At 65.2% G+C, this 22,790-nt stretch carries 20 protein-coding genes and 1 pseudogene; 14 read left to right on the top strand and 7 right to left on the bottom strand.

Features of this window, described 5'->3' with window-relative positions; genetic code table 11:
- Positions 1–90: 90 nt before the first annotated feature.
- Genes QFZ70_RS13845 through QFZ70_RS13830 form a run of 4 tightly spaced genes read left to right on the top strand, consistent with a single transcriptional unit; the run spans position 91 to position 4,432 of the window.
- On the top strand, positions 91–1,002 hold the full coding sequence (locus tag QFZ70_RS13845) for a sugar phosphate isomerase/epimerase (protein WP_307096431.1): 912 nt from the start codon (positions 91–93) through the stop codon (positions 1,000–1,002).
- Between the two features lie 35 nt (positions 1,003–1,037).
- Complete coding sequence (locus QFZ70_RS13840; RefSeq protein WP_307096429.1) at positions 1,038–2,051, top strand: Gfo/Idh/MocA family protein; 1,014 nt, start codon at positions 1,038–1,040, stop codon at positions 2,049–2,051.
- A 33-nt stretch (positions 2,052–2,084) separates the two neighbouring features.
- Positions 2,085–2,957, top strand: a complete 873-nt coding sequence (locus QFZ70_RS13835) for a sugar phosphate isomerase/epimerase (protein WP_307096428.1) — start codon at positions 2,085–2,087, stop codon at positions 2,955–2,957.
- Positions 2,958–2,968: 11 nt separating this feature from the next.
- The gene (locus tag QFZ70_RS13830; RefSeq protein WP_307096426.1) at positions 2,969–4,432 is read left to right on the top strand and encodes a sugar porter family MFS transporter; all 1,464 of its coding nucleotides are present in this window, start codon (positions 2,969–2,971) and stop codon (positions 4,430–4,432) included.
- A 79-nt stretch (positions 4,433–4,511) separates the two neighbouring features.
- Here the strand turns inward: QFZ70_RS13830 and QFZ70_RS13825 are convergent, their stop codons facing one another.
- The 3 genes and pseudogenes from QFZ70_RS13825 to QFZ70_RS13815 form a co-directional block, all read right to left on the bottom strand.
- A complete protein-coding gene (locus tag QFZ70_RS13825; RefSeq protein WP_307096425.1) occupies positions 4,512–5,534 on the bottom strand; it encodes a Gfo/Idh/MocA family oxidoreductase in 1,023 nt (340 codons plus the stop codon).
- Between the two features lie 93 nt (positions 5,535–5,627).
- Positions 5,628–6,648, bottom strand: a pseudogene (locus tag QFZ70_RS13820) (sugar phosphate isomerase/epimerase family protein).
- On the bottom strand, positions 6,645–7,823 hold the full coding sequence (locus QFZ70_RS13815) for a Gfo/Idh/MocA family protein (protein ID WP_307096423.1): 1,179 nt from the start codon (positions 7,821–7,823) through the stop codon (positions 6,645–6,647). Before QFZ70_RS13815 ends, QFZ70_RS13820 begins: the two are co-directional and overlap by 4 nt.
- Positions 7,824–7,974: 151 nt before the next feature.
- Here QFZ70_RS13815 and QFZ70_RS13810 point away from each other — a divergent pair, with 151 nt between their 5' ends.
- The 9 genes from QFZ70_RS13810 (at position 7,975) to QFZ70_RS13770 (ending at position 17,300) form a co-directional block, all read left to right on the top strand.
- Entirely contained in the window at positions 7,975–9,042 is a 1,068-nt protein-coding gene (locus QFZ70_RS13810; RefSeq protein WP_307096421.1) for a LacI family DNA-binding transcriptional regulator, read from the top strand.
- A gap of 93 nt (positions 9,043–9,135) precedes the next feature.
- Positions 9,136–10,131: a substrate-binding domain-containing protein gene (locus QFZ70_RS13805; protein ID WP_104044692.1), complete on the top strand. Its 996-nt coding sequence runs from the start codon at positions 9,136–9,138 to the stop codon at positions 10,129–10,131.
- A 52-nt stretch (positions 10,132–10,183) separates the two neighbouring features.
- Positions 10,184–11,239, top strand: coding sequence for an ABC transporter permease (locus QFZ70_RS13800; protein WP_307096419.1), 1,056 nt, complete (start codon positions 10,184–10,186; stop codon positions 11,237–11,239).
- Between the two features lie 14 nt (positions 11,240–11,253).
- Positions 11,254–12,180 (top strand): ATP-binding cassette domain-containing protein, encoded by a 927-nt coding sequence (locus tag QFZ70_RS13795; RefSeq protein WP_104044694.1) that lies wholly within the window; start codon positions 11,254–11,256, stop codon positions 12,178–12,180.
- A gap of 110 nt (positions 12,181–12,290) precedes the next feature.
- A complete protein-coding gene (locus tag QFZ70_RS13790) occupies positions 12,291–13,289 on the top strand; it encodes a Gfo/Idh/MocA family oxidoreductase (RefSeq protein WP_307096417.1) in 999 nt (332 codons plus the stop codon).
- The gene (locus tag QFZ70_RS13785) at positions 13,286–14,359 is read left to right on the top strand and encodes a Gfo/Idh/MocA family protein (protein WP_307096415.1); all 1,074 of its coding nucleotides are present in this window, start codon (positions 13,286–13,288) and stop codon (positions 14,357–14,359) included. The genes QFZ70_RS13790 and QFZ70_RS13785 overlap by 4 nt, the downstream gene beginning before the upstream one ends.
- Before the next feature lie 35 nt (positions 14,360–14,394).
- A complete protein-coding gene (locus QFZ70_RS13780; RefSeq protein ID WP_307096414.1) occupies positions 14,395–15,483 on the top strand; it encodes a Gfo/Idh/MocA family oxidoreductase in 1,089 nt (362 codons plus the stop codon).
- Complete coding sequence (locus QFZ70_RS13775) at positions 15,483–16,268, top strand: TIM barrel protein (protein WP_307096411.1); 786 nt, start codon at positions 15,483–15,485, stop codon at positions 16,266–16,268. The genes QFZ70_RS13780 and QFZ70_RS13775 overlap by 1 nt, the downstream gene beginning before the upstream one ends.
- A gap of 45 nt (positions 16,269–16,313) precedes the next feature.
- Positions 16,314–17,300: a Gfo/Idh/MocA family oxidoreductase gene (locus QFZ70_RS13770; RefSeq protein ID WP_307096409.1), complete on the top strand. Its 987-nt coding sequence runs from the start codon at positions 16,314–16,316 to the stop codon at positions 17,298–17,300.
- 58 nt (positions 17,301–17,358) lie between these two features.
- On the opposite strand, the gene iolB is transcribed toward QFZ70_RS13770, so the two are convergent.
- Both iolB and QFZ70_RS13760 read right to left on the bottom strand, forming a co-directional pair.
- Positions 17,359–18,252 (bottom strand): 5-deoxy-glucuronate isomerase, encoded by an 894-nt coding sequence (gene iolB, locus QFZ70_RS13765; protein ID WP_307096407.1) that lies wholly within the window; start codon positions 18,250–18,252, stop codon positions 17,359–17,361.
- 18 nt (positions 18,253–18,270) lie between these two features.
- Positions 18,271–19,011 carry a GntR family transcriptional regulator gene (locus QFZ70_RS13760; RefSeq protein ID WP_307096405.1) on the bottom strand — a complete coding sequence of 247 codons (741 nt, stop codon included), beginning with the start codon at positions 19,009–19,011 and terminating at the stop codon, positions 18,271–18,273.
- Positions 19,012–19,215: 204 nt separating this feature from the next.
- Between QFZ70_RS13760 and QFZ70_RS13755 the strand changes: the two genes are divergently transcribed.
- The gene (locus QFZ70_RS13755; protein ID WP_307096404.1) at positions 19,216–20,349 is read left to right on the top strand and encodes an LOG family protein; all 1,134 of its coding nucleotides are present in this window, start codon (positions 19,216–19,218) and stop codon (positions 20,347–20,349) included.
- A gap of 28 nt (positions 20,350–20,377) precedes the next feature.
- On the opposite strand, the gene QFZ70_RS13750 is transcribed toward QFZ70_RS13755, so the two are convergent.
- Positions 20,378–21,310, bottom strand: a complete 933-nt coding sequence (locus tag QFZ70_RS13750; protein ID WP_307096403.1) for a matrixin family metalloprotease — start codon at positions 21,308–21,310, stop codon at positions 20,378–20,380.
- A gap of 87 nt (positions 21,311–21,397) precedes the next feature.
- Positions 21,398–22,597, bottom strand: coding sequence for a VIT1/CCC1 transporter family protein (locus QFZ70_RS13745; RefSeq protein WP_373461592.1), 1,200 nt, complete (start codon positions 22,595–22,597; stop codon positions 21,398–21,400).
- Positions 22,598–22,790: the final 193 nt, after the last annotated feature.

Raw genomic sequence — 22,790 nt, 5'->3', positions numbered from 1 at the left:
CGCCCCACTTACCACCATCGACTGCTCCGTAACGGCCGTCATGAGCGTCCAGAAGGGCCCTTGCGGAGCAATCGATGAGAAGGAATGGCAATGACTGAAAACAAGCTGATCATCGGCACCGCCCCTGACTCCTGGGGCGTCTGGTTCGCGGATGACCCCCAGCAGACCCCGTGGGAGCGGTTCCTCGATGAGGTGGCCGAATCCGGGTACAAGTGGATCGAACTGGGCCCGTACGGCTACCTGCCGAACGATCCCACCCGGCTGGCCGAGGAACTGAAGGCCCGCGACCTGCAGGTCACCGCCGGAACGGTGTTCACCGCGTTCCACCGCGGACTGGACCAGTGGGAGACCGCCTGGGAGCCTGCCCGCAAGGTTGCCGAGCTTACCGCAGCCATGGGCGGCGAGCACATTGTGGTCATCCCGGCCATGTGGCGCGATGACGTCACCGGCGAAGCCGTCGAAAGCGGCCAGCTGACGGAGAAGGCCTGGGACGACCTGTTCGCTGGCCATAACCGTTTGGGCAAGACCCTGCTGGAGGACTTTGGCCTGAAGCAGCAGTTCCACTCGCACGCCGATTCGCACGTCGGAGCGCAGAGGGACATCGAAACACTGCTGGCTGCCACGGACCCCACGTATCTGAACCTGTGCCTGGACACCGGGCACGCCGAATACTGCGGCGCCTCCAGCCTCGAGCTGATCAAGAACTATCCGGACCGCATCGGCTACCTGCACCTGAAGCAGATCAACCCGGAGATCCTGAAGAAGGTCAACGAGGAAAACATGACCTGGGCCGCGGCCAACCTGGCCGGAGTCATGACCGAGCCGCCGAACGGGCTGCCGGACCTGCGCGCCGTGATCGAAGCCGTAGAGGCACTGAACCGCCCCATCTTCGGAATTGTGGAGCAGGATATGTACCCGGTAGCGTTCGACGTTCCCATGCCGATTGCCAAGCGCACCCGCAACTTCTTGCTCTCCTGCGGTTCCCGCACAGCCGTCAACTGACGCCGCCCAGGCACACCAAACATAAGGAATGAACCATGACTGAAACCCTTCGCGTCGCCGTCATCGGCGCCGGCCGCATGGGCGCCGACCACATCCAGCGCCTCAACAGCCGCATTCACGGCGCTGAAGTTGCCGCCGTCGTCGACGTTGACCTGGCCCGCGCGCAGGCCGCCATTGAAGGCATCGCCGGCGCCGTTGCCCTGGCCGACGCCGAGGAAGCCCTCAACAACGGCGACGTCAACGCCGTCCTCATCGCCACGCCAGGCTTCCTGCACGAGGACATCCTCTACAAGGCCCTGGCGAAGGACATCCCTATCCTCTGTGAAAAGCCGCTCACCCCGGACGCCGAGAGCGCGTGGAAGATTGTCCAGGCCGAAACCGCGCTTGGCCACAAACGCATCCAGGTAGGCTTCATGCGCCGATTCGACGCGGAATACGCCGCTCTCGGCTCCGTGATCCGCGACGGCGAACTCGGAGAGCTGCTGATGCTCCACCACCAGCATCGCAACCCCACTACCCCGGCCGGCTTCACCAACGAGATGTTGATCAACGACTCGGTAGTCCACGAGTTCGACGCCATCCGTTACTTCACCGGCGAGGAAATCACCAGCGTCCAGGTCCGTCTCGGCAAGGCCACCAAAAACGCACCTTCGGGACAGCATGATCCGCAGCATGTCCTCCTGGAGACCGAATCAGGCGTCCTCGCCGACGTCGAAATCTATGTCAACGCCAAGTTCGGCTACGAAGTGGCCACCCAGGCCTCCTTCGAGGACGGCATCGTCAACATCGGCGGCGACGGCGGACCGTACGTCCGCACCGCAGGCCGCTGGGGCGGCAAGGTCACTCCCGGCTTCGAAGAGCGGTTCGGGGCCGCGTATGACGTCGAAATCCAGTCATGGGTGGACGCCGCCCGCCGCGGCGAAATCGGCGGTCCCACCGCTTGGGACGGGTACGCCACCGCAGCCTGCTGCGAGGCCGGCGTCGAGGCACAGAAGTCCGGCGAAAAGGTCAAGGTCCGGCTCAACACCAAGCCTGACCTGTACAACTAAACGCCCTCAACTGACCCACAACGGAGTGCCCACGTGAAAATTGCCCTTGACCCCACCCCGTACCATCACAGCCACAGCCTGCTGGAATTCCCGCGCGTGGCAGCTGATCTGGGCTACAAGTACCTGCAACTGACGCCGCATGCAGACATGATCCCCTTCTACAACCACCCCAAGGCCGACGACGAGCTCGTGGCACAGATGAACAAGGCCTGCAAGGACGCCGGCGTCGAAATCGCCTCGGTACTGCCGGTCCTGCGCTGGTCCGGACCGGACGAGGACGCCCGCGAAGCAGCCGTCCGTTACTGGAAGCGCGCCATCCAGATAACGGTGGACCTGGGCGTCAGCACCATGAACACCGAATTCAGCGGCCGCCCCGAAAAGGCCGAAGAATCCGAACGTGCCTTCTACCGCTCCATGGAGGAGCTGCTCCCGATCATCGAGCGCGAGGGGCTGAATGTCCTGATCGACCCGCACCCGGATGACTTTGTCGAAGACGGACTCGCCGCCATCCGTGTGATCCGCGGCGTCAACTCGCCCAACATCGGCATGGTCTACGTGGCCTCGCATTCCTTCCACATGGGCAACAAGCCCCTGGACATCATGCGGGCAGCCGGAGACAAGCTCCGGCTGGTCCACGTCTCGGACACGATGGACCACCATGCCTCCCACGGCCTGCGCTACATCACCAACCCGCCCGGCAACGCCGTCCGCGTGCACCAGCACCTGAAAATAGGCGACGGCGACGTCAACTGGGATGAGTTCTTCGGCGGACTCAAGGAAATCGGCTTCCTGGACAAGGACAACACCGTGATGGTGTCCAGCGTCTTCGCCGAGGACGAGAGCGCCGACGACGTGTCCCGCTATCAGCTGGAGACGATGCGCGAGTACGTCGAAAAGGCCAACTAGTGGCAGCTGGGATGGAAGAAAGCAAGGGAACCCTGACGAAATCCGCCGATGTCCAGGCCGTTGTCCCTGACGCTGGCGGGGCCACCGGACCGTCCAAACCGGCCAACCCGAAGAAGTTCATGCGGAAGGTGGCGCTTTTCTCCACCTTCGGCGGCTTGCTGTTTGGCTACGACACCGGCGTGATCAACGGCGCCCTGCCGTTTATGCAGCGGGACCTTGGGCTGACGCCCCTGACTGAAGGGCTCGTCACCTCCACGCTCCTGTTCGGTGCAGCCTTCGGTGCCATCAGCGCGGGCCGGCTCTCGGACCGTTTCGGCAGGCGCAGGACCATCATGGGGCTGGCGCTGATTTTCGTGGTGGCCACCATCGCGTGCACCCTTTCGCCAAGCACTGAACTGCTCATAGCTGCCCGGACCCTGCTGGGCCTGGCCGTGGGCGGCGCTTCCGTGATTGTGCCGGTGTACCTCGCCGAAATGTCGCCGGCGGCCCAACGCGGCCGCATCGTCACGCAAAACGAACTGATGATCGTCACAGGCCAGTTCCTGGCCTTCACCTTCAACGCCGTACTGGGCAACCTCTTCCCCGAAGAAACACACGTCTGGCGCTGGATGCTGGTGATCGCCACGCTCCCAGCCGTCATCCTGTGGTTCGGCATGCTGGTCCTGCCGGAGAGCCCGCGCTGGCTGGCGTCGGCCGGCCGCTTCGGGGCCGTCCTTGAGGTGCTCCGCTCCACCCGCGCCGCCGGCGACGTCTCATCGGAGTTCGACGAGGTGCGGCAGGCGGCCCGCGAGGATTACCAGGCAAAGATGGGCACGTTCAAGGACCTCACCGTTCCGTGGATCCGGAGGATCTTCGTTGTGGGCCTGGGCATGGCCATCATCAACCAGATCAGCGGCGTCAACGCCATCATGTACTACGGGACGTCCATCCTGTCCTCGTCCGGTTTTGGCGATCAGGGCGCCCTGATCGCCAACGTCCTGAACGGCGTGACGTCCGTGGTGGCTGTGGTCATCGGCATGTACCTGATGACGCGGGTGCCCCGCAAACCCATGCTGATCGTGGGACTGTGCGGCACGGCGACGTCCCTGACGGCCATCGCGGTCATCTCCATGGCGCTGCCGGAGAGCGCCCTGCGCGGATATCTGGTGCTGCTGTTTATGGTGACGTTCCTGGCTTCCATGCAGGGGTGCATCGGCACCGTGACGTGGCTGACCATGTCCGAGATCTTCCCCATGCACGTCCGCGGCATCGCCATGGGCATCTGCGTTTTTGTGCTCTGGATGATCAACTTCCTCATCGGTTTCTCCTTCCCGCAGATGGTCTCGTGGATCGGCGTGTCCGGGACGTTCCTCATTTTCGTGGCACTGCAGCTGTGCGCCATTGCCTGGGTCAAGCGCGTGGTTCCGGAAACCAAGGACAAATCCCTGGAGGAGCTGGAGCACCTGTTCAAGCAGCGCTTAGGCGTGCCTGCCTAGTGCACCGAAAAGGGGCAGCAAAAAACGCCCGACGCCGGCCGGCGTCGGGCGTTTCTGTCTCCAGCGGGGGCGAAGGGTCCTAGAGGGCGATGACGGCGTTCTCCTGCGCACTGCGGCGGGCCGCATCCAAGACCTCCAGCGTCCGGATGCCCTCCGTTGCGGGGACGGGCTCCGGCCCTTCGCCGCGGACTGCCCGGGCAAACTCGGCGTAAAAATCCGCGTAGTTGCCCTGCGCGGAGGGAACGGCTTCGCGGCGACCCCGAAGGGACAAGGTGCCCCAGTTTTCAGCCACATCGACTCCCCATGTGGCAGCATCCTCGGCGGGCCTGCGCCCGGCAAACAAGGCGTCCGCCTGGACGTCAGCACCGAAGGCCACGTAACTGCCCCTGCTGCCGTACGCCCGCAACTCCCGGGTGCTCGAATGGTTCAGTTTGCTGGCGGACACGGTGGAGACGGCACCCGATTTATGCGACAGGGTCAGGAAAAAGCCGCAGTCCGTCCGCTCGCCAAACCGGTCCGTCCAGTCCAGGGTTGCGTGCACGTGCGTGGCCGGTCCCAGCAGCCACAGCATCTGGTCAACCAGGTGGCTGCCGAGGTCCCGAAGCAGTCCACCGCTGGCGCCAAGCTCGAGGCTGCCCGCGTTGTCCTGGTCCATGGTGGAACGGACCCGCCAGAGCTCACCAAGTTCACCGCTTGCAAGGACGTTCGCCAGCGTCAGGATATCGGCGTCGCGGCGACGGTTGTGGTAAACGTTCAGGACAACGCCAGCGTTGTCCGCGGCCACGGCCAGTTCCCGCGCAGCCGCCGCATTTGGGGCGAAGGGCTTGTCCGCCACAACGTGCACGCCGGCCTTGATGGCTTCCAGGACGAGTTCCTGGCGGGTGTGCGGTGGCGTGGTGATGGTCACCGCATCCACCCCGGCGTCCAGCAGCTCAACGAGGCTTCCGTAGACGGGCAGTGCGGGGAAATCGTCTGCGACTTGGGCTCGTTTCGCGTCCGAACGCGCCACAACGCCAACGAGTTCCACGCCGTCGGCGGCTTCAATGAACGGAGCATGAAAGTACCTGCCGCCAACTCCGTATCCAACAATGCCAATGCGCATGCTTAAGTTCCTTATCTGTGGGAAAACCCCGCACGACAGGAAGCAGCAAGGAGGCGTCGCCCCCTTGCTGCTTCCATGGTGGTTGTTGGACTGTCAGGCCGTCAGGTTCATCGCCGCCGACAGCGCTACGTCCGCGTCCCGCAGGACCGTGGCTGCCACTTCGAGGCCCTCGATGCGGCCCAAGGAGGTGTCCTCGTGTTCGATGTTGACCAGCATGTCCGGGTCCACCTCGTGCAGCGCGCGCAGGAAATTCTGTCCAGAAAGCAGTGTCGTGCCCGCGGCCCAGGGCCACGAAGTCCCAGGCCGAGTTCTTGGGCCACTCGTTCGCCCATTCGTCGCCGCCGAGGTTGGTACGGTTTTCCTCGGGGGAGAGCCTGCGGAAGCTGTTGTCCAGGACCCCGTACAGTGCGGCGTTTTCCGTGTTGACCCTGACGTCCTTCGCGGCGGCCTGGAAGACCAGGGGACCGAGTTCACGGACCACGGCCACCGGGTCCATCTGCTGCCAGAACAGGTGGGAGGCATCGAGTTCGACGCCGACGTGGGTGGCACCAGTGAGGTCGATGAGCTTGTAGACATCGGCGGTGTTGAACACAATGTTCTGCGGGTGCAGCTCCAGGGCAACCTTGACGTCATGGTCGGCCGCGAGGCGGTCGGTTTCCTTCCAGAACTTCGCGGCTACGCCCCACTGGTAGTCCAGTACGTCCAGTGCCGCAGAGTTCCAGGCGTTGACTACCCAGTTGACGGTGGTGGCGCCGGGCTCGCCCCCGGGCAGGCCGGACATGGTGACCACGCGGTTCTGGCCGAGCCGGTGGGCCAGGCGGATGGAGCGGCGGATGTCCTCGGCGTGCTTCTCGCCGATCGCGCGGTTGGGGTGCAGCGGGTTGCCGTTGCAGTTCAGCCCGGCGATAGAGACGCCGGTGCCTTCGAAGACCGCGAGGTAGTCGTCCCGGGCGGCGTCGCTTTCCAGGATGTCATTGAAGGTGGGGACGTGGACGGCAGGGAGGAAGCCGCCGGTGTTGATTTCGATTCCGGTGAGGCCAAGGTCCGCAATGACCTTCAGTGCCTCGGGAAGCGGCCGGTCGTGCAGGATCGCGTTGTAGACGCCTAGTTTCATAGCGAGATCTTCTTTCCGTTGTTGAGCGCGGATTCGGCGACTGCGCCGAGCAGCTCCATATTGCGGACACCTTCGTCGAAGGTGGCGCAGCGGGGCAGTGAGTCCGCTTCACTAATGCCGGCAACTTCCTCGAGGAATGCCCGGGCCTGGTAGCCGAAGGCATCGTTCTGGCCGAAGCCGACCTCGGGCGCGTCCATGGCAAGGCCGCCGGCGATGTAGGGGTGGCCCGGGCCGAGGATGACCTGGCGGTAGCCGTTCTCATTGCCTGAGCCGTCGTTGAGGAACAGCTGGATCTCGGCGGGGCGGCGCTGGTCGAACTTGGCCGCACCGTTTTCGCAGAACACCTCGAACTGCAGGCTGTTGGCGTGCCCGGCAGCGACGCGGGAGACTTCGAAGCTGCCGGCGCCGTTTTCAAACTCTGCGTTGAACGCTGCGTAGTCGTCGTTCTCGACGGCTTCGAAGGTGTCGCTTACGGCAACATGGTCGTGGCCCATCACGGCGGCGAGCGGCAGCGGGCGCTTCCCGATGACTGTGCTCAGCTGCCCGCCGGAAACGGATTTGATGTCCCCGCACAGGAACTCGGATATGTACGTCAGGTGGCTTCCGACGTCGGCGAGGGCACCGGAGCCGGGGCCGCCCTTGTAGCGCCAGCTCATGGGTGCGGCGGGGCTGAAGCCGTAATCGGTCCAGTAGCGGCCGCTGAAGTGCAGCACATTGCCGAGGACGCCGTTGCGGATGAGGTCACGGATGTACGCGATGCCGGGGGTGCGGCGGAAGGTGAAGCCGATCCGGGCGATGCTGCCGGCGTTCCGGGCTGCCTCCGCCATGGCCCGGGCGTCCGCAAGGGAGTCGCTCAGCGGCTTTTCGCAGAGCACGTGCTTGCCGGCGGCGAGCAGGCCTTCCACCACTTCGCGGTGGAGGGAGTTGGCGATGACGACGCTGACGACGTCGATGTCGTCGGCTTCGGCAATTGCCTGCCAGGACGTGTCGTTGCGCTCATACCCAAAGCGGCGGGCGGCCAACGAGCCGAACTCGGCATTGACGTCGCCAATGGAGACCAGGCGTACCGGCGGAAGCACGGGGCTGTAGAGGGCGGATGCCGTGCGGTACGCGGCAGCGTGGGCCTTGCCGGCCATGCCTGCACCGATGACGGCGACGCCTAGGCTTTCAGCCATTGATTTCTCCTTTGAAATTTCAGCCGCGGCGGGTCCTCAGCGGCATTTTGGAGCGCTACAATTTGAACGCTGGATCCGAGCGTAACCATGTATGTATGTCCTGTCAATTATCCCGGGATATCCTCTAATCCGGACCCGAAAGGCATTTCCAATGACTGCTCACCGCCCCGAGACGCGACGCCCCACGATCTATGACGTCGCCAAGCAGGCTGGCGTTTCGCCGTCCCTGGTTTCCCTGGTGCTGCAGAATCCGGTGCGGGTAAGCGACAAGCGCCGTGAAGCGGTCCAGGCGGCCATTCAGGAGCTTGGTTACCGCCCCAGCCGGGCCGCCACGACGCTCGCCAGCAGCCGGACTAAGAGCATCGGCCTGGTCATTGACGACTACCGGAACCTCTGGTTCGTCGACCTGCTCCGGGGGATGGAGTCGGCGCTTACCGACCATGGCTACCATGTGATGCTGGCCGATTCCCGGCCCGGCGAGAACCGTATCAAGGAGGCCGTGGACGGACTGCTTGCCATGCATGTTGACGGGCTGGTGATCGCGGCGGAACCCAGCGCGTCCATGCTGGCCGGCATGGGGGTGCCCTCCGTGGTGGCCGGATGGCGCGACGGCGTGCCGTCGGGCGCTGACCTCATCACGAACGACGACGACGGCGGCGGCGCCATGGCCGCGGACCACCTCCTGGGGCTTGGGCACAGGCGGATCGGCCACCTCACCGGCTCAGGCGGCGCTGCCGCCCATCGGCTGGCAGGCTTCCGGGAACGGCTGCGGGGGTCCGGCTCCGAACCGCTCATCGTGGGGGAGGCTGGTGGCACGTCCGAGGAGGACGGGTACGCCTCGGCCTCCTGGCTGCTGGACCACCATCCGGACACCACAGCCATCTTCGCTGCCAACGACACGATGGCGCTGGGTGCCTTCGGTGCCGTCAAGGCGCGCGGTCTTGCGGTTCCAGCGGACATTTCCGTGATCGGATACGACAACTCCACCTTGGCGAAGTCGCGCTACCTCCAGCTGACGTCCGTGGACAACCGAAGCGACCTGGTGGGGGTGGATGTTGCCCACGCGCTGCTGGCCCGTATCCGGGACGCGTCGGCTGGCCCGCAGCGCAAGCTGATCGAGCCCGCCTTGGTGGTCCGGAGTACCACCGCGCCGCCTCGATCACGGGGTAACAAGGGTCGCTCTACGTCAAAACATCCTAATGTCAGGACAAACTATTGACATTCGTGAGTTGGATCACCATGATCGAGGTAGACAGTGCTCCGGCGGCTGCAGAGAGGCAGCCCGGGGACTGAGAGATCAAAGGAGATTTAGGTGGCTAATTTTTCTTGGCGCAAGGCTGCTCTGGTGGCGGCAGTAGTACCGATGATGGCTTTGAGCGCGTGCTCGAGCACCGGCGGGAGGGCGCCCGAAGCTGCGAACGGCGGTGGCGGCGGCCAGGTCGCCACAACCGAGCGCATGAAGATTGCGTTGATCGCCCACGCCCCTGCCGGTGACACCTTCTGGGACACGGTTCGGAAGGGAGCCGAGGAGGCGGCCGCGAAGGACAACGTTGAACTGCTCTACACCTCCGATCCTGAGGCCGGCCGGCAGGCGCAGCTGATCGAGCAGGCCATCGACCAGAAGGTGGACGGCATTGCGGTAACCCTGGCCACGCCGGACGCCTTGAAGGAGGCGTTGAAGAAGGCCGCCGATGCAGGCATTCCGATTGTCAGCTTCAACGCCGGCGAAGCAGCCTCTGCGCAGCTGGGAGCGTTCACCCACTTCGGCTCCAACGAGCAGCTCGCGGGCCAGGCGGTGGGTTCACGGCTGGCAGAGGGTGGCTACAAGCACCCGGTGTGCGTCATTCAGGCGCAGGGGCACGTGGGCCTCGAGGCGCGGTGTGCCGGCGTGAAGGCCAAGGTACCCGGCACGGAAATCCTGTACGTAAACGGAGCGGACATGACGTCAGTCGAATCGACGGCCACCGCGAAGCTTCAGGCATCCAAGGACGCTGATGTCATCATCGGCCTGGGTGCGCCCATTACCCTGACGCTCCTAAAGTCAGTGGCCACCGCCGGTAGTTCTGCCAAGGTTGCCAGCTTTGACCTGAACAAGGAACTTGCCCAAAAAGTATCCGACGGCAGTGTGTTGTTCACGGTGGACCAGCAGCCGTGGCTGCAGGGCTACGGTGCAGTGGATGCGCTGTGGCAGAACAAGCGGGGTGGATTCAGGCTCGGCGGCGGACAGTCGGTCCTGACCGGCCCGGCAATCGTCGACCAGTCCAACGCCGCTGATGTCCTGAAGTTCGCCGAACAGGGTATCCGCTAACAGCCCGCTGGCCGGGCCGGTGAAGGCCGGCCCGGCAGCAAGGAGACTTAATATGACCATCACCCAGACAAAGACAGCCACAAAGTCGGCAGTGTCCGACGAGCGTGTGGCCAAGCGCAGCCCGTTCCAGAAGCTTCTCGGCCGGCCCGAGGTCGGCGCCCTCGTGGGCGCGATCGTCCTCTTCATCTTCTTCGCGTTGGTGTCCTCAACGTTTACCCAGCCCAACGCGCTGGCGACCATCCTCTATGGCAGTTCCACGATCGGAATCATGGCGGTGGGGGTGTCCCTGCTGATGATCGGCGGGGAATTCGACCTGTCCACCGGTGTTGCCGTGATCTCCTCGGCCCTGACCGCTTCGATGTTCAGCTGGTACTTCAGCACGAACGTCTGGGTCGGTGTCGGCCTTGCCCTGGTCGTATCGGTGGGCATCGGCTTCATCAACGGCTGGATCCTGATGAAGACCAAACTGCCCAGCTTCATCGTCACCCTCGCGACGTTCCTGATGCTGACCGGCCTGAACCTGGGCCTGACCCGGCTGATCGGCGGGTCCGTGTCCTCACCCTCGATCTCCAACATGGACGGCTTCGACTCCGCCCGTGCGGTGTTCGCCTCCTCGGTCACGATCGCCGGTGTTGAAGTCAAGAACACGGTGTTCATCTGGATCGCGCTCGTCGCAGTGGCCACCTGGGTGCTCATGCGGACCCGGGTGGGGAACTGGATCTTCGCCGTCGGCGGGGACGAGAACGCAGCCCGCGCCGTGGGCGTCCCGGTCAAAGCCACCAAGATCGGCCTGTTTATGGGTGTAGGGTTCTGCGGCTGGGTGCTGGGCATGCACAACCTCTTCGCCTTCGACACCGTGCAGTCCGGTGAGGGCGTCGGTAACGAGTTCCTCTACATCATTGCCGCGGTGATCGGCGGGTGCCTCCTGACCGGCGGGTACGGCTCTGCCGTGGGCGGCGCGATCGGCGCGTTCATCTTCGGCATGGCCAACAAGGGCATCGTCTACGCGCAGTGGAACCCGGACTGGTTCAAGTTCTTCCTTGGCCTGATGCTGCTGCTGGCAACCATCGTCAACCTCATCGTCAAACGCCGCGCGGAACTCAAGTAAAGGGGTCAGGGAACATGAACGCCAACCAGATCGACCAGCAAACGCTGCTGCAAAACGAAAAAGACCCCCTCACCCACACCCCCGTGCACCTGCTCTCCCTGGACGGGGTGGGCAAGCACTACGGCAACATTATTGCCCTGTCTGATGTGACCATGGCCGTGGACAACGGCCGCGTCACCTGCGTGCTCGGTGATAACGGCGCCGGCAAGTCGACGCTGATCAAAATCATCGCAGGGCTGCACCAGCACGACGCCGGGGTGCTGAACATCATGGGCGAGGAACGCAAATTCAGCTCCCCCCGGGACGCCCTCGACGCCGGGATCGCCACCGTCTACCAGGACCTCGCCGTCGTGCCACTGATGCCGATCTGGCGGAACTTCTTCCTCGGCTCCGAACTGACCTCCGGGTTCGGCCCGTTCAAGAGCATGGACGTCGAGAAGATGAAAGCCATCACGCTCAAGGAACTCGCCGAGATGGGCATCGACCTGCGCGACGTCGAACAGCCCATCGGCCAGCTCTCCGGCGGCGAACGCCAGTGCGTCGCGATCGCCCGGGCCGTGTACTTCGGCGCCAAGGTCCTGATTTTGGACGAACCAACCGCCGCTCTCGGTGTGAAGCAGTCAGGCGTGGTCCTGCGCTACATCCTGCAGGCCCGCGACCGCGGCCTCGGCGTCATCTTCATCACCCACAACCCCCACCACGCTTTCCCCGTCGGGGACCGGTTCCTGCTGCTCAAACGCGGCAAGTCCATCGGCTACTACGACAAAAAAGACATCACCCTCGACGAACTCACCGCCCAAATGGCCGGCGGCGCCGAACTCGCCGAACTCGCCCACGAACTCGAACAACTCGGCGGACACGGCGACATCGTCAAAGAAGTACAAGCCGAAGTCGCCGGAGTTTCAGACACTGCCCAGGCCGGCGGCCCAAAACACGCCTAGCGGCAGCACCAGGCGGGGTGCTCCGGGATCACTCCGGAGACCCCGCCATGCCTGTCCGCACCGTCCGGGGAAATCACGCCCGCACACGAAACGTCCACGAAGGGAACACCATGCCGATCCGGGTAGGCGTCGTCGGCGCCGGAATTATGGGCGCCGACCACATCAGGAACCTTTCCACCACCATTGGCGGCGCCGAAGTTACCTTTGTGGCCGATCTCGACGCTGAACGCGCCGCCGCGGCAGCACCGCCGTCGGCACGCATCACCACTGATCCATCGGAGCTGATCAACTCCAGCGAGGTGGACGCCGTCGTGGTGGCCTCACACGATTCCACGCACGCCGGACTGGTCCTGGAGTGCTTCGAGGCGATGACGCCGGTCCTGTGCGAAAAGCCCCTGGCACCCACGGTTTTGGAAAGCCTGGAGGTGGTAGCCGCCGACACCGACATGCTGGCGGCAACCGGTGCGTCCCTACTCTCGCTGGGTTTTATGCGGCGCTTCGACCCGGGCTACGTTGCACTGCGGCAGGCCGTGCAGGACCGGGTGCAGGGCGAGCCGCTGATTGTCCACTGCATCAGCCGTAATGCCTCCGCAGCTCCCGGTACCACCTCCGAATCGGCCATCACGAATTCGGCCATCCACGAGCTGGACATCATTCCTTGGCTGCTGGACTCTCCCATCACGGAAGTTTCGTGGCAGGCCGGAAAAAGTACGCGGAATGCCCTGGCCGGACTGCGGGATCCCGCCTTCATGACGCTCCGTGCCGCCGATGGAACCCTCACAACCCTGGAGCTGTACCTGAATGCGCAGTACGGCTACACCACCCGCTGCGAGGTCGTTTCGGAGCACGGCACCACCGCACTGCAGGAATCGGCGCTGCTGGGAATTGAGCAGCAGGGAAGCCGGCAGGAGCAGATTCCCGCGGACTGGCGCCCCAGATTCGCCGATGCATACCGGCTGCAGCTGCAGGCCTGGATTTCCGCGCTCATGCAAGGAGAGAAGCCCACCCTCGCCGGCGCGCAGGACGGGCTCAACGCCTCGCTCGTTGCCCAAGCAATGATCCAGTCGCTGCACAGCGACGGTGCATCCACGAAAGTGAGCTACGCATGACGGCGACAACCCTCCCGCAGTCCCGCGTGCCCGCATCCCGGGATGCCCCCGTGCTGCGGTGGGGCATCATGGGCCCGGGCTGGATTGCCGAACGGTTCACCGAATCCATCCAGGCGCACACCGGGCAGGTGATCGCCGCCGTCGGGTCCCGTTCGCTGAGCCGCTCCAAGGCCTTCGCGGAAGCATATGACGTGGCTGCGGCCTACGGCAGCTATGAGGAATTGGCCGCCGCCCCGGACATTGACATCGTCTATGTCTGCACGCCGCACACCGGCCACCACGCAGCTGCTGCGTTCGCTATCGACGCCGGCAAGCACGTCCTGATCGAAAAGCCGATCGGACTCAACGCAGGCCAGGCACGGGACATCGCCCGCCGGGCGGAGGAAGCCGGAGTATTCGCCGCCGAGGCGATGTGGACCTTTTTCCTGCCGAAGTTCGATGTGATCCGGCAGATCCTCCACGCCGGGACACTGGGCACCATCACCACGGTCGTCGCGGAGTATGGCGAGCACTTCGACCGCACGCACCGCATTTTCAACCCGGAACTGGCCGGCGGCCCGCTTCTTGACCTGGGCACCTACCCGCTGGCGCTTGTCACCGAGATACTGGGCAGTCCAGAGCGGCTGTTCGCCGTCGGGCAACCACATGAATCCGGGGTGAACGCCCAACTGTCCGCTGTTATGCAGTTCGACGGCGGCGCCCAGGCAGTGGTGAACACGCACGTCCACAACTTCACGCCCACGGCCGCCTCGGTGGTCGGTTCCAAGGCCACCCTGACCATCGAGGGCCCGTTCAATATGCCCGGCGGTTTCGAGGTCCGGTTCCCTGACGGAACACTCCTCCGTCATGACGAACCGGCCGGCGGCCACTTCGAAGGCCTGCACTACGAGGCGGCTGCGGTGGCGCGGGCCATAGCCGCCGGCAGCACGCAAGCCAGACAACGGACGCTCGCAGCCTCTGTCCGCACCCTGGACGTGGCCGACGAAATCCGCCGACCAGCTGCGTGTGGTGTTCCCCGGCGAAGCCGGCGCTGCGGCGTGACCACCCTCCGGCGACACCCCAAACACTGATCCACCTCCACGTTTACCAGCGAAAGGACCAGCCCATGGCCTACCTCACCCACAGTCCCGCTCCAGCCCAGGAACCCGTTCGGATCGGACTCATCGGCTCCGGCTGGATGGGGGCGTTCCACGCCGACAGCATCGCACACCGCGTCCCGGGCGCCGTCCTGGCGGCCATCGCCGACCCCAACCTGGACTCCGCGCAGGCCCTCGCCCACGAACTCGGCACCACCAATGTGACGGCCAGCGCAGACGACATCCTGGCGGATCCGGAGATCGATGCTGTGGTGATCGCCAGCCCGGCACGCTTTCACTCATCACTGATTGCCCAGGCCGCCGCCGCCGGAAAGCACGTCTTCTGCGAGAAGCCGGCCGGCCAGGGGCTCGACGAACTCGACGCCTCACTCGCCGCCGTTGAGGAAGCCGGCGTGCATTTCCAGGTTGGCTTCAACCGGCGCTACGCGGACGACTTCCAAGCCGCGAAAAAGGACCTTGCGGCGGGCATCGCCGGAACACCGCAGCTGCTCCGCTCACTGACCCGCGATCCCGGGAACGGAAGCATCCCGAACGCCGCCCGGGTCCCGGCCTGGACCATCTTCCTGGAGACCCTCATCCACGACTTCGACACCCTCAACTGGTTCAATGAGGGGGCCGAGCCGGTGGAGGTCTACGCCGTGGCGGACGCCCTCGTGGAGCCCACCCTGCGCGCGGAAGGGTTCCTGGACACCGCGGTGGTGACCATACGTTACAGCAACGGCGCGGTGGCCGTGGCCGAGGCAAACTTCAGCGCACTGTACGGGTACGACATCCGCGGCGAAGTCTTCGGCTCCAAGGGCATGGTCCAGGCCGGCCGCACCACCGAAACGGCAGCCCGGCGCTACACGGCGGACGGGCTCTCCGCCGACACTCCGCGGCTCAACGTTGAACTGTTCCGGCAGGCCTATACGGACGAGCTGACTGATTTTGCCGGTGCGGTGCGTGCACGGCGGGACGGCGTGCCGCCGTCGTCGTCCGGATTCACCCTCACGCCCGGCGCCGCGGACGCCCGCCGTGCGCTGGCCATGGCCTTGGCGTGCATCGAGTCGGTCAAGCGCGGCGCCCCGGTGGCGGTCAATGAGACGGCAGGCGTCTGATGCGCCTGGCGGTCTGCGCGGAAATGGTCTTCACGGACCTTCCCTTTGTGGAACGGGTGCAACGGATCCATGAGTCCGGCTTCGACGTCGAACTGTGGGATTCGCGGACCAAGGACATTGCTGCGCTCAAGGCAACGGGTGCGGTGTTTTCCTCCATGACGGGCTACACCGCGGGCAGCCTGGTGGACCCCGGCTCCGCCGATGACGTGGTGCGGACCGCGGAAGCATTGATCCCCACCGCTCTGGAACTCGGCATCAGCCGGATGGTGGTGCACCCGGCGGAACTCATCGACGGCCACGCCGCGCGTCCCGTATTCCGTTCCACCGGCAGCATGTGGAGCACCGGCGCACGGACGCTGGAGCGCCTCGGCAGACTGGGCGAAAAACACGGCCTGACATTCTGCCTGGAGAACCTCAATACCGTCCTTGACCACCCCGGCATCCCGCTGGCGCGCGCAAAGGACACGCTGGCACTCGTTGAAGCCGCCGGGCACCCCCACGCCAAGCTGATGCTGGACCTTTACCACGCCCAACTGGGGGAAGGTAACCTCATTGAGCTGGTGCGGACAGCCCTGCCGTACGTCGGCGAGATCCAGGTGGCCGACGTCCCTGGACGCTGCGAACCCGGGACCGGGGAAATCAACTACGCGGCAGTCGCCGGGGCACTTGCCGAGGCTGGCTACGAGGGCACCGTGGGCATGGAAGCCTGGGCAAAGGATGACAGCGACGCGGCACTGGACGCCTTCCGGGGCGCCTTCAACGATTATGCGGCGGAAAAGCGATGAAAGATGTAATTTTGGGGTCTGGTGGGTGTTGGCCGGATCGGTGTGATGCACGCGAACAACATCGCCACACTGAATGGGGCGCTCAATCCGGAAGGCATCAACGTCCGGCTGCGGCTGACTGACGTGGCCCAAGACCACGCCAGGACCGTCGCGGCCGGCCTCGGGGCCGAATTCCTTCCGACGGTGGAGGCGCTGCTGGCCTCTGGGCTGGACGGCCTGGTGGTTGCCACCGGGACGGGCACCCACCCTGAGCTGATCAAGGCCGGCGTGGACGCTGGCATCCCGGTCTTCTGCGAAAAGCCGGTGGCCATGGACGTGGCGGATGCGCTTCCGGTGCTGGAGTACATCCGGGACCGGCAAGGTGTGGTCCAGATTGGCCACCAGCGCCGCTTTGATGCCGGCTACCTTGAGGCGCGGCGCGCCTACGAGGCGGGCGAGCTGGGCTGGATCCATTCACTGCGGGCAGTCACCTGCGACATGGCGCCGCCTCCCGTGGAATTCCTGGCCAGCTCAGGAGGCCTGTTCCGGGACTGCTCCGTCCATGACTTTGACATCCTCCGCTGGCTGACCGGCCGGGAGATCGTTGAGGTCTATGCGAAGGGTTCCAACAACGGTGACCCGGCCATCGCCGCGGTGGGGGACGTGGACACCGCGCTCGCGCTGGTGACGTTCGACGACGGCACGGTCGGCACGGTCTCGGCCACCCGATACAACGGGGCTGGCCATGACGTCCGCCTGGAGATCCAGGGGTCCCGGCGGTCGCTGCTGGTAGGGCTGGATGACAAAGCCGCGCTGGCCTCGGCTGAACCCGGCATTGGATTCCCTGCAGGGGAGCCGCACCGGACTTTCGCCGAGAGGTTCGACGCTGCGTACCGTGACGAAATGGCGGCCTTTGTGGAACTGATCCTGGGCAGGCGGGACAACCCCTGCACACCCGAGGACGCGGTGGCAGCTTCGCGGGTGGCGGATGCTGCCCAGGAGTCGCTTGCCACAGGGGTTGCCGTGAAGGTGGCCGTCAGCGTCGCCAGGTGAGCGATTTGCTGCGACGGAAAATGCCCCTCCGGAATTCCGGAGGGGCATTTTCTTGTCGCTAGGCTGTGAACGGCAGCCGAGGATCGACGTCCAGGCCGTCCCAGCTTTGCCGAACCCAGCCGTGGTGCGGGTCGTCGCTGATGAGCCATTGACGGACGGGGCCCGGTCCAGCCATCACGTTCAGGTAGTACAGGTCGTAGCCCGGTGCGGCCATGGCTGGCCCGTGCCAGCCGTAGGGGACCAGGACAACGTCGCCCGTGCGGACCTCCGCCGCGACGTTGATGGGGCGCTCGTCCGAGGCATAAACCCGCTGGTAGCCGATGGCGTCAGCGTCGGCCGGAGCTGCGGAACCCTCGGCCACCTGCGTCTCGAAATAGTAGATCTCTTCGAGGTTCGTCTCGCCGTCCTTTTCCTCATCGTGCTTGTGAGGAGGGTAGGACGACCAGTTCCCTGCGGGGGTGAGCACTTCGCAGACGATAAAACGGTCGGCCTCGAGGGCCGCGGGCGTGCCGAAATTGTGAACCTGCCGGGAGCAGTTGCCGGCTCCGCGCAACTCCACGGGGGTCTCGGCACCGGTAACCAGGCGGGTGGGGTAGGAGGCGTTGGCCGGGGCGGTGGCAACCGCGAACCTGCCGCCGTCCTCGGAACTGACGGTGACGGCACGGCCAGTCCCCGAATACAGGACATCGCTGGGGCCGTGGAACACGGAAGCGCGCCCCTTCAGCACATAGTCTTCGCCGTCGACTGTGACAGTGAAGGAACCGTTGAGCGGAACTACTATTCGTTCTTCACCCGCCGCCGGCAGCCCGATGGCGGCCCCGGCCGCGAGGGTGGCGACTTTCACGCCCGTATGGGCCCAGCCATCCACTGCCAGGGATGAATCGGAGGTTCCGAGCGAGACGTCCCAACCACCGTCGGCGGCACTGCCCAGGGGGTAGACCCAGTTAGTCATAGATATGTAGTCCTTGCACTAGCGCTGTACGAGTGTCATTTCAAAGCTGTACGAATCCGCACGGTACACATGGTGTCCGGTTTCCACGTTGCGGCCTGTATCGTCCACGGCGGTCCGCTCCATGGTGACTAAGGCCGAGCCTGGCACCGTGTCGAGTTGCGTGGCCTGGTACTCGTTGGCTACTACGGCGCCGATCCGTTGGGTGGCGAGCCGGAAATTCACTCCGCCGTTGCGCAGTACGGAGTACAGGCCTTGGCTGCCCAAGAGTTCCTCGGTGAGGGGCGTGATGTCATCGCGGACCCAGTTTTCCATCAGCGCCAGCGGTTTCCCGCCCACTTTCCTCAACCGGGTGAAGTGGTACACCATGGCGCCCGGCGGAAGGTGGAGCGCCTCGCGCGTCGGGTCGTCGGCCTCGTCGTGGCTAAACGTGAGAACGTCTGTGGTGGGCTTGGCGGCGTTGTTGCTGAGGTCGTCAAAGAGGCTGGAAAGCTCCAGCGGGCGCCGGACCTGGCTGGACACGACCTGTGTCCCCACGCCCCGCTTGCGCACCAGCAGGCCGGAGCGCACCAGTTCATCCATGGCCTTGCGCATGGTGGGCCGCGACAGGTTCAACTGTGCGGCGAGGTCAATCTCGTTGTCCAGCCGGCTGCCGGGAGGGAGCACTCCGGTGTGGATGGCTGCTTCGATGCCTTGCACCACCTGATGGTAAAGGGGCACCGGCGAAGAGCGGTCGATGCTGAGGTTTAGTTGATTCGCCATGAAGCGCTCCCTTGTGGCCGCGTCGTCCGGTCTGCCCGGAGCCGCGAATGTCAGCCTATGTTCGCTTGATAGGACATACTACCTTGTTGACGATAATAGCAGGCACTTTTGGGCCCGCCAAGGACTCCGCAGGGGAGCTCATGTGGGAGCGTCCTACTAGGCTGGGCGGATGAGCAACCGATTTCTGACGCGTTAGCCTTACGTATGAATCTATCCGGCAACCTTGGCCCCAGCCCCCGCAGCCTTGAGGTGGATGACCTCGCTATTTTTGACCGCCTGGTCAGCGGACGCGGCGCGGAGCTCGACGGCTGGCACGCCCAGTCGCTTGACCTTCGCGGGCGGGCCGCTGCCATGGAGCAGGTGAACGTTGAAGGCGCCATCTTCCTTGGCTGCACCTTTGACGACGGGATGGAGGACACCCTCCGGCGCCGGGGCGCCTTGATTTTCCCGCGCCTCGACGCAGTTCCCTTCAACCCCTACCGGGCCGGTTTGTATTCGCCCGCCGAGCTTTACACCGGCCTCGCGGATGCCCCGTATGAAGAACTGCCCGACGCGCAGATCTACCAGTGGAGCATCCAGCCGGGCCAGCGGCACCGGTTGGACGCCACCCTCGCGTCAGCTCTGCACGACCACGCAATCGGCGATGCGCTGGAAGAAGCAATCCATTCCGGGCCCTTCTCCAACCGGTCCGTAGTCGGCGTCATGGGCGGGCATGCGGCCCAGCGGGGGAGCGCCGACTATTCCCAGGCAGCACAGTTGGGCAGGCTGCTTGCCCGGGACGGGCACGTGGTGGCAACGGGCGGGGGACCGGGAGCCATGGAGGCAGCCAACCTGGGGGCCTACCTGAGCCAAGCGGACGACGGCGGGCTGCAGGCTGCGCTGGCAGGGCTTGGCGCCGTCCCGGGGTTTCGTCCCTCGGTGTCTGCGTGGGCGCGCGCGGCGGCCGCCGTCGTCGAGCGCTACCCGGATGGAACGCCGTCGTTGGGCATCCCCACCTGGTTCTACGGCCATGAGCCACCCAATTACTTCGCCACGCACATTGCCAAATACTTCGCCAATGCCATCCGCGAAGCCATCCTGCTCGAGCTCTGCCAAGGGGGCATCATCTTCCTCCCGGGAGCCGCAGGAACTGTGCAGGAGATCTTCCAGGATGCCTGTGAGAACTACTATGGCGCACGCGAGAAAATCACGCCCATGGTGCTGGTGGGCAGGCACCACTGGGAGCACCAGTATCCCGCGTGGCCAATGCTCCGAAGCCTGGCCGCGGGCAGGCCCATGGCGGACCGGATTTTTCTGGTGGATACGGTTGACGAGGCGGCAGAAGTACTGCAGGGCTAGCCAGGATGGCGGGCCGCGGAAGGGCAGCTCAGAGGTCCTTGCGGCATTGCGCCTTGCCCAACTCATAGAGGCCGTTGAGGTCCCCTGTGGACAGCCCCTCGGAAGTGCCGATCTCCGGGTACATCAGTTGGGTGGGGTCCTCCACATGGTCCAGTCCCATCACATGGCTGAGTTCGTGCAGGATCACGGCAGTGGCGTAGAGGTGGCCGTCGGGGTTCAGCAGTTCATCGGCTATTTGCGGTGCGTCGAGGTCAAGTCCGCCGGTAACGAAGGTCTTGGGGCCTTCGTTGTAGCCGTAGTGGGTGCTGCCGCCGGTGCCGATCACTTTCCCTTTCAGCTGCGGCGCGACCTCCGGGGTTGTCCACGCGATGAGGAGCGGCGCCCAGCGCTCGCCGTAGGCATCGGGCTGGTAAGGCGGCCGCTGGGGTGACGGCAGTTCGGTGGTGGTGCCGTCGTAGACGAACGTTATGCCGGTGGCAGCGGAAATAGTAGAGATGGCGTCAGGAATCAGGTACTCCGAGCCGGCGGGCGCCAGGTCGCCGTTGATGACGTAGTGCAGCGGCCGGCATGGGGAGTAACCAACCGGGCTGCCGTCGCCGTTGACCGCCAGGAACCGGTAGGAATCACTGCCCACGGCTGGTGGCACGGGCTCGCGCAAGGGGGCCGCCTCTTCCTCGACTCCCGCCGGCGGGGCTCCTGTCCGTGCCTCCGCCGCGGGCTGCCCTCCGGGGTTCCCGGCGGTTCCAGCTTGGGGCTCGCCGCCGCCGCCGCCCTCTTGCCCGCCGACGCCGGGGCCGAGGCGGACATCGAGGAAATCCTTGATCCGGGGATCGTCCAGCACCAGCGCAGCCCCCAGCAATGCTGCGGAGAACAGGGCACCTGTGAGTACAAATCGAAGGGCCCTGCCGCTGCTTCCAGTGCGTGCCCGCCTTCCGGCCTGGCGCGGCGGCTGCCCGTCCACTACTGCACCCCCAATATCCGGTCCCGCTCATTTGCTGCTGCCGACGGACCTATTGCTAGTGAACCTTACTGCCAGTGAGCTTTACTGCTAGTGGATGACGGTGCCGAAGACCAACCCGAGCAGGTAGGTGACCCCTGCGGCGCCCAGCCCGATGGCGAGCTGGCGCAGGCCCCGGGTAAGCGGTGACGTTCCGGAGAGCAGGCCCACGATGCCGCCGGTGACCAGGAGGGCAAGGCCCACGAGAACACCTGCCACCACCAGGGCTGCTACGCCGGTCATGCCGAACAGGAACGGCAGGATGGGGACAATGGCCCCTGAGGCGAAGAAGCAGAAGCTGGACAGGGCCGCGCCCCACGCCGTGCCCACTGCCTCGTGCTGGTCCTCGGCCTCGGGAAGCTCCGGCTGCAGGGAAAGGCTGGGGTCGCAGTCGCAGGACAGGAGGCCCATGCGTTCGGCAACGCGGTGCTGCGCTGCCTCCTGGGACATACCCCTGGCCAGATAGACGAGCAGCAGTTCGTTGTGCTCGATGTCCAGTTTGGGGGCTGCTGCCAAAGTCACCTGGGTGGGGCGGGTGGCCGCGAGGAGTTCGCGCTGGGAGCGGACCGAAATGAATTCTCCGGCTCCCATGGACATGGCACCTGCCAGCAGGCCGGCAATGCCGCTGAGCAGCACCACACTGCTGGCCACGCCGGACGCCGCCATGCCCATCACCAGGGAAAGGTTGCTGACCAGGCCGTCGTTGGCGCCGAAAACGGCGGCGCGGAAGGTTCCCGCCAGGCGGTTGCGCCCCCGAGTGGCCAGTCCGCGAACCACTTCTTCGTGGATCTGCTCGTCGGCAGCCATCGCGTCCGTGGCGTTGGGGTCCTTGGCGTAGGGGGAGCGGCCTTCTGCCCTCTGGGCAAGGGCCAGCACGAAGACCGAGCCAAAGTGCCGCGCCAGGAACCCCAGCAGCTGGCTTCGCATCGACGCCGGGCGGGGCTTGCCGGCGTTTTCCCCGAGGAGGCCCAGCCAGTGTGCCTCGTGCCGTCCCTCTGCTTCGGCAAGGGCCAGGAGGATCTCGCGTTCTTCACCCTGCCGGTTCTGCGCCAGGTCCCGGTAGACAGCTGCCTCGGCACGCTCGTCTGCGAGGTACTGGCGCCAGCGGCGGATGTCCGCGGAGGTGGGCTGGGGTACCAGCCGGCGGTCGGATGCGGCCCCGGACGAGCCGGTGGCGGCGGGGCCCGAATCTGAGGGAAACGACTCTGATGGGGCTGCGCGGTTGCGGTATGGATCGGCGTGCTGAGACACGGAAACTCCTGGGCTGGATGGGGCATGGTTCGGCCCCATTGCACCGCCAGCTTACCGCGGAAATCCGCGGTTTTTCGGCTGGCTTCCCTCACTCCGGAGTTTCGGTATCCCTCAAAACGCAGGGTTTTCAGGTGCCCGAGCCCCCAACGCGCTGACCCTTGACCACGGCACCGTGCGGTGCTGTGATGAAACT

The organism is Arthrobacter sp. V1I9 (assembly GCF_030817075.1).
Lineage (GTDB): Bacteria > Actinomycetota > Actinomycetes > Actinomycetales > Micrococcaceae > Arthrobacter.
The sequence above is the reverse complement of the archived record's forward strand: the minus strand, read 5'-3'. Positions and strand labels throughout refer to the sequence as shown.

Coding starts and splice junctions, on each gene's coding strand:
- QFZ70_RS13845 (WP_307096431.1), top strand. CDS start 91: ATGACTGAAAACAAGCTGATCATCGGCACCGCCCCTGACTCCTGGGGC.
- QFZ70_RS13840 (WP_307096429.1), top strand. CDS start 1,038: ATGACTGAAACCCTTCGCGTCGCCGTCATCGGCGCCGGCCGCATGGGC.
- QFZ70_RS13830 (WP_307096426.1), top strand. CDS start 2,969: ATGGAAGAAAGCAAGGGAACCCTGACGAAATCCGCCGATGTCCAGGCC.
- QFZ70_RS13825 (WP_307096425.1), bottom strand. CDS start 5,534: ATGCGCATTGGCATTGTTGGATACGGAGTTGGCGGCAGGTACTTTCAT.
- QFZ70_RS13815 (WP_307096423.1), bottom strand. CDS start 7,823: ATGGCTGAAAGCCTAGGCGTCGCCGTCATCGGTGCAGGCATGGCCGGC.
- QFZ70_RS13810 (WP_307096421.1), top strand. CDS start 7,975: ATGACTGCTCACCGCCCCGAGACGCGACGCCCCACGATCTATGACGTC.
- QFZ70_RS13800 (WP_307096419.1), top strand. CDS start 10,184: ATGACCATCACCCAGACAAAGACAGCCACAAAGTCGGCAGTGTCCGAC.
- QFZ70_RS13795 (WP_104044694.1), top strand. CDS start 11,254: ATGAACGCCAACCAGATCGACCAGCAAACGCTGCTGCAAAACGAAAAA.
- QFZ70_RS13790 (WP_307096417.1), top strand. CDS start 12,291: ATGCCGATCCGGGTAGGCGTCGTCGGCGCCGGAATTATGGGCGCCGAC.
- QFZ70_RS13785 (WP_307096415.1), top strand. CDS start 13,286: ATGACGGCGACAACCCTCCCGCAGTCCCGCGTGCCCGCATCCCGGGAT.
- QFZ70_RS13780 (WP_307096414.1), top strand. CDS start 14,395: ATGGCCTACCTCACCCACAGTCCCGCTCCAGCCCAGGAACCCGTTCGG.
- QFZ70_RS13775 (WP_307096411.1), top strand. CDS start 15,483: ATGCGCCTGGCGGTCTGCGCGGAAATGGTCTTCACGGACCTTCCCTTT.
- QFZ70_RS13770 (WP_307096409.1), top strand. CDS start 16,314: ATGCACGCGAACAACATCGCCACACTGAATGGGGCGCTCAATCCGGAA.
- iolB (WP_307096407.1), bottom strand. CDS start 18,252: ATGACTAACTGGGTCTACCCCCTGGGCAGTGCCGCCGACGGTGGTTGG.
- QFZ70_RS13760 (WP_307096405.1), bottom strand. CDS start 19,011: ATGGCGAATCAACTAAACCTCAGCATCGACCGCTCTTCGCCGGTGCCC.
- QFZ70_RS13755 (WP_307096404.1), top strand. CDS start 19,216: ATGAATCTATCCGGCAACCTTGGCCCCAGCCCCCGCAGCCTTGAGGTG.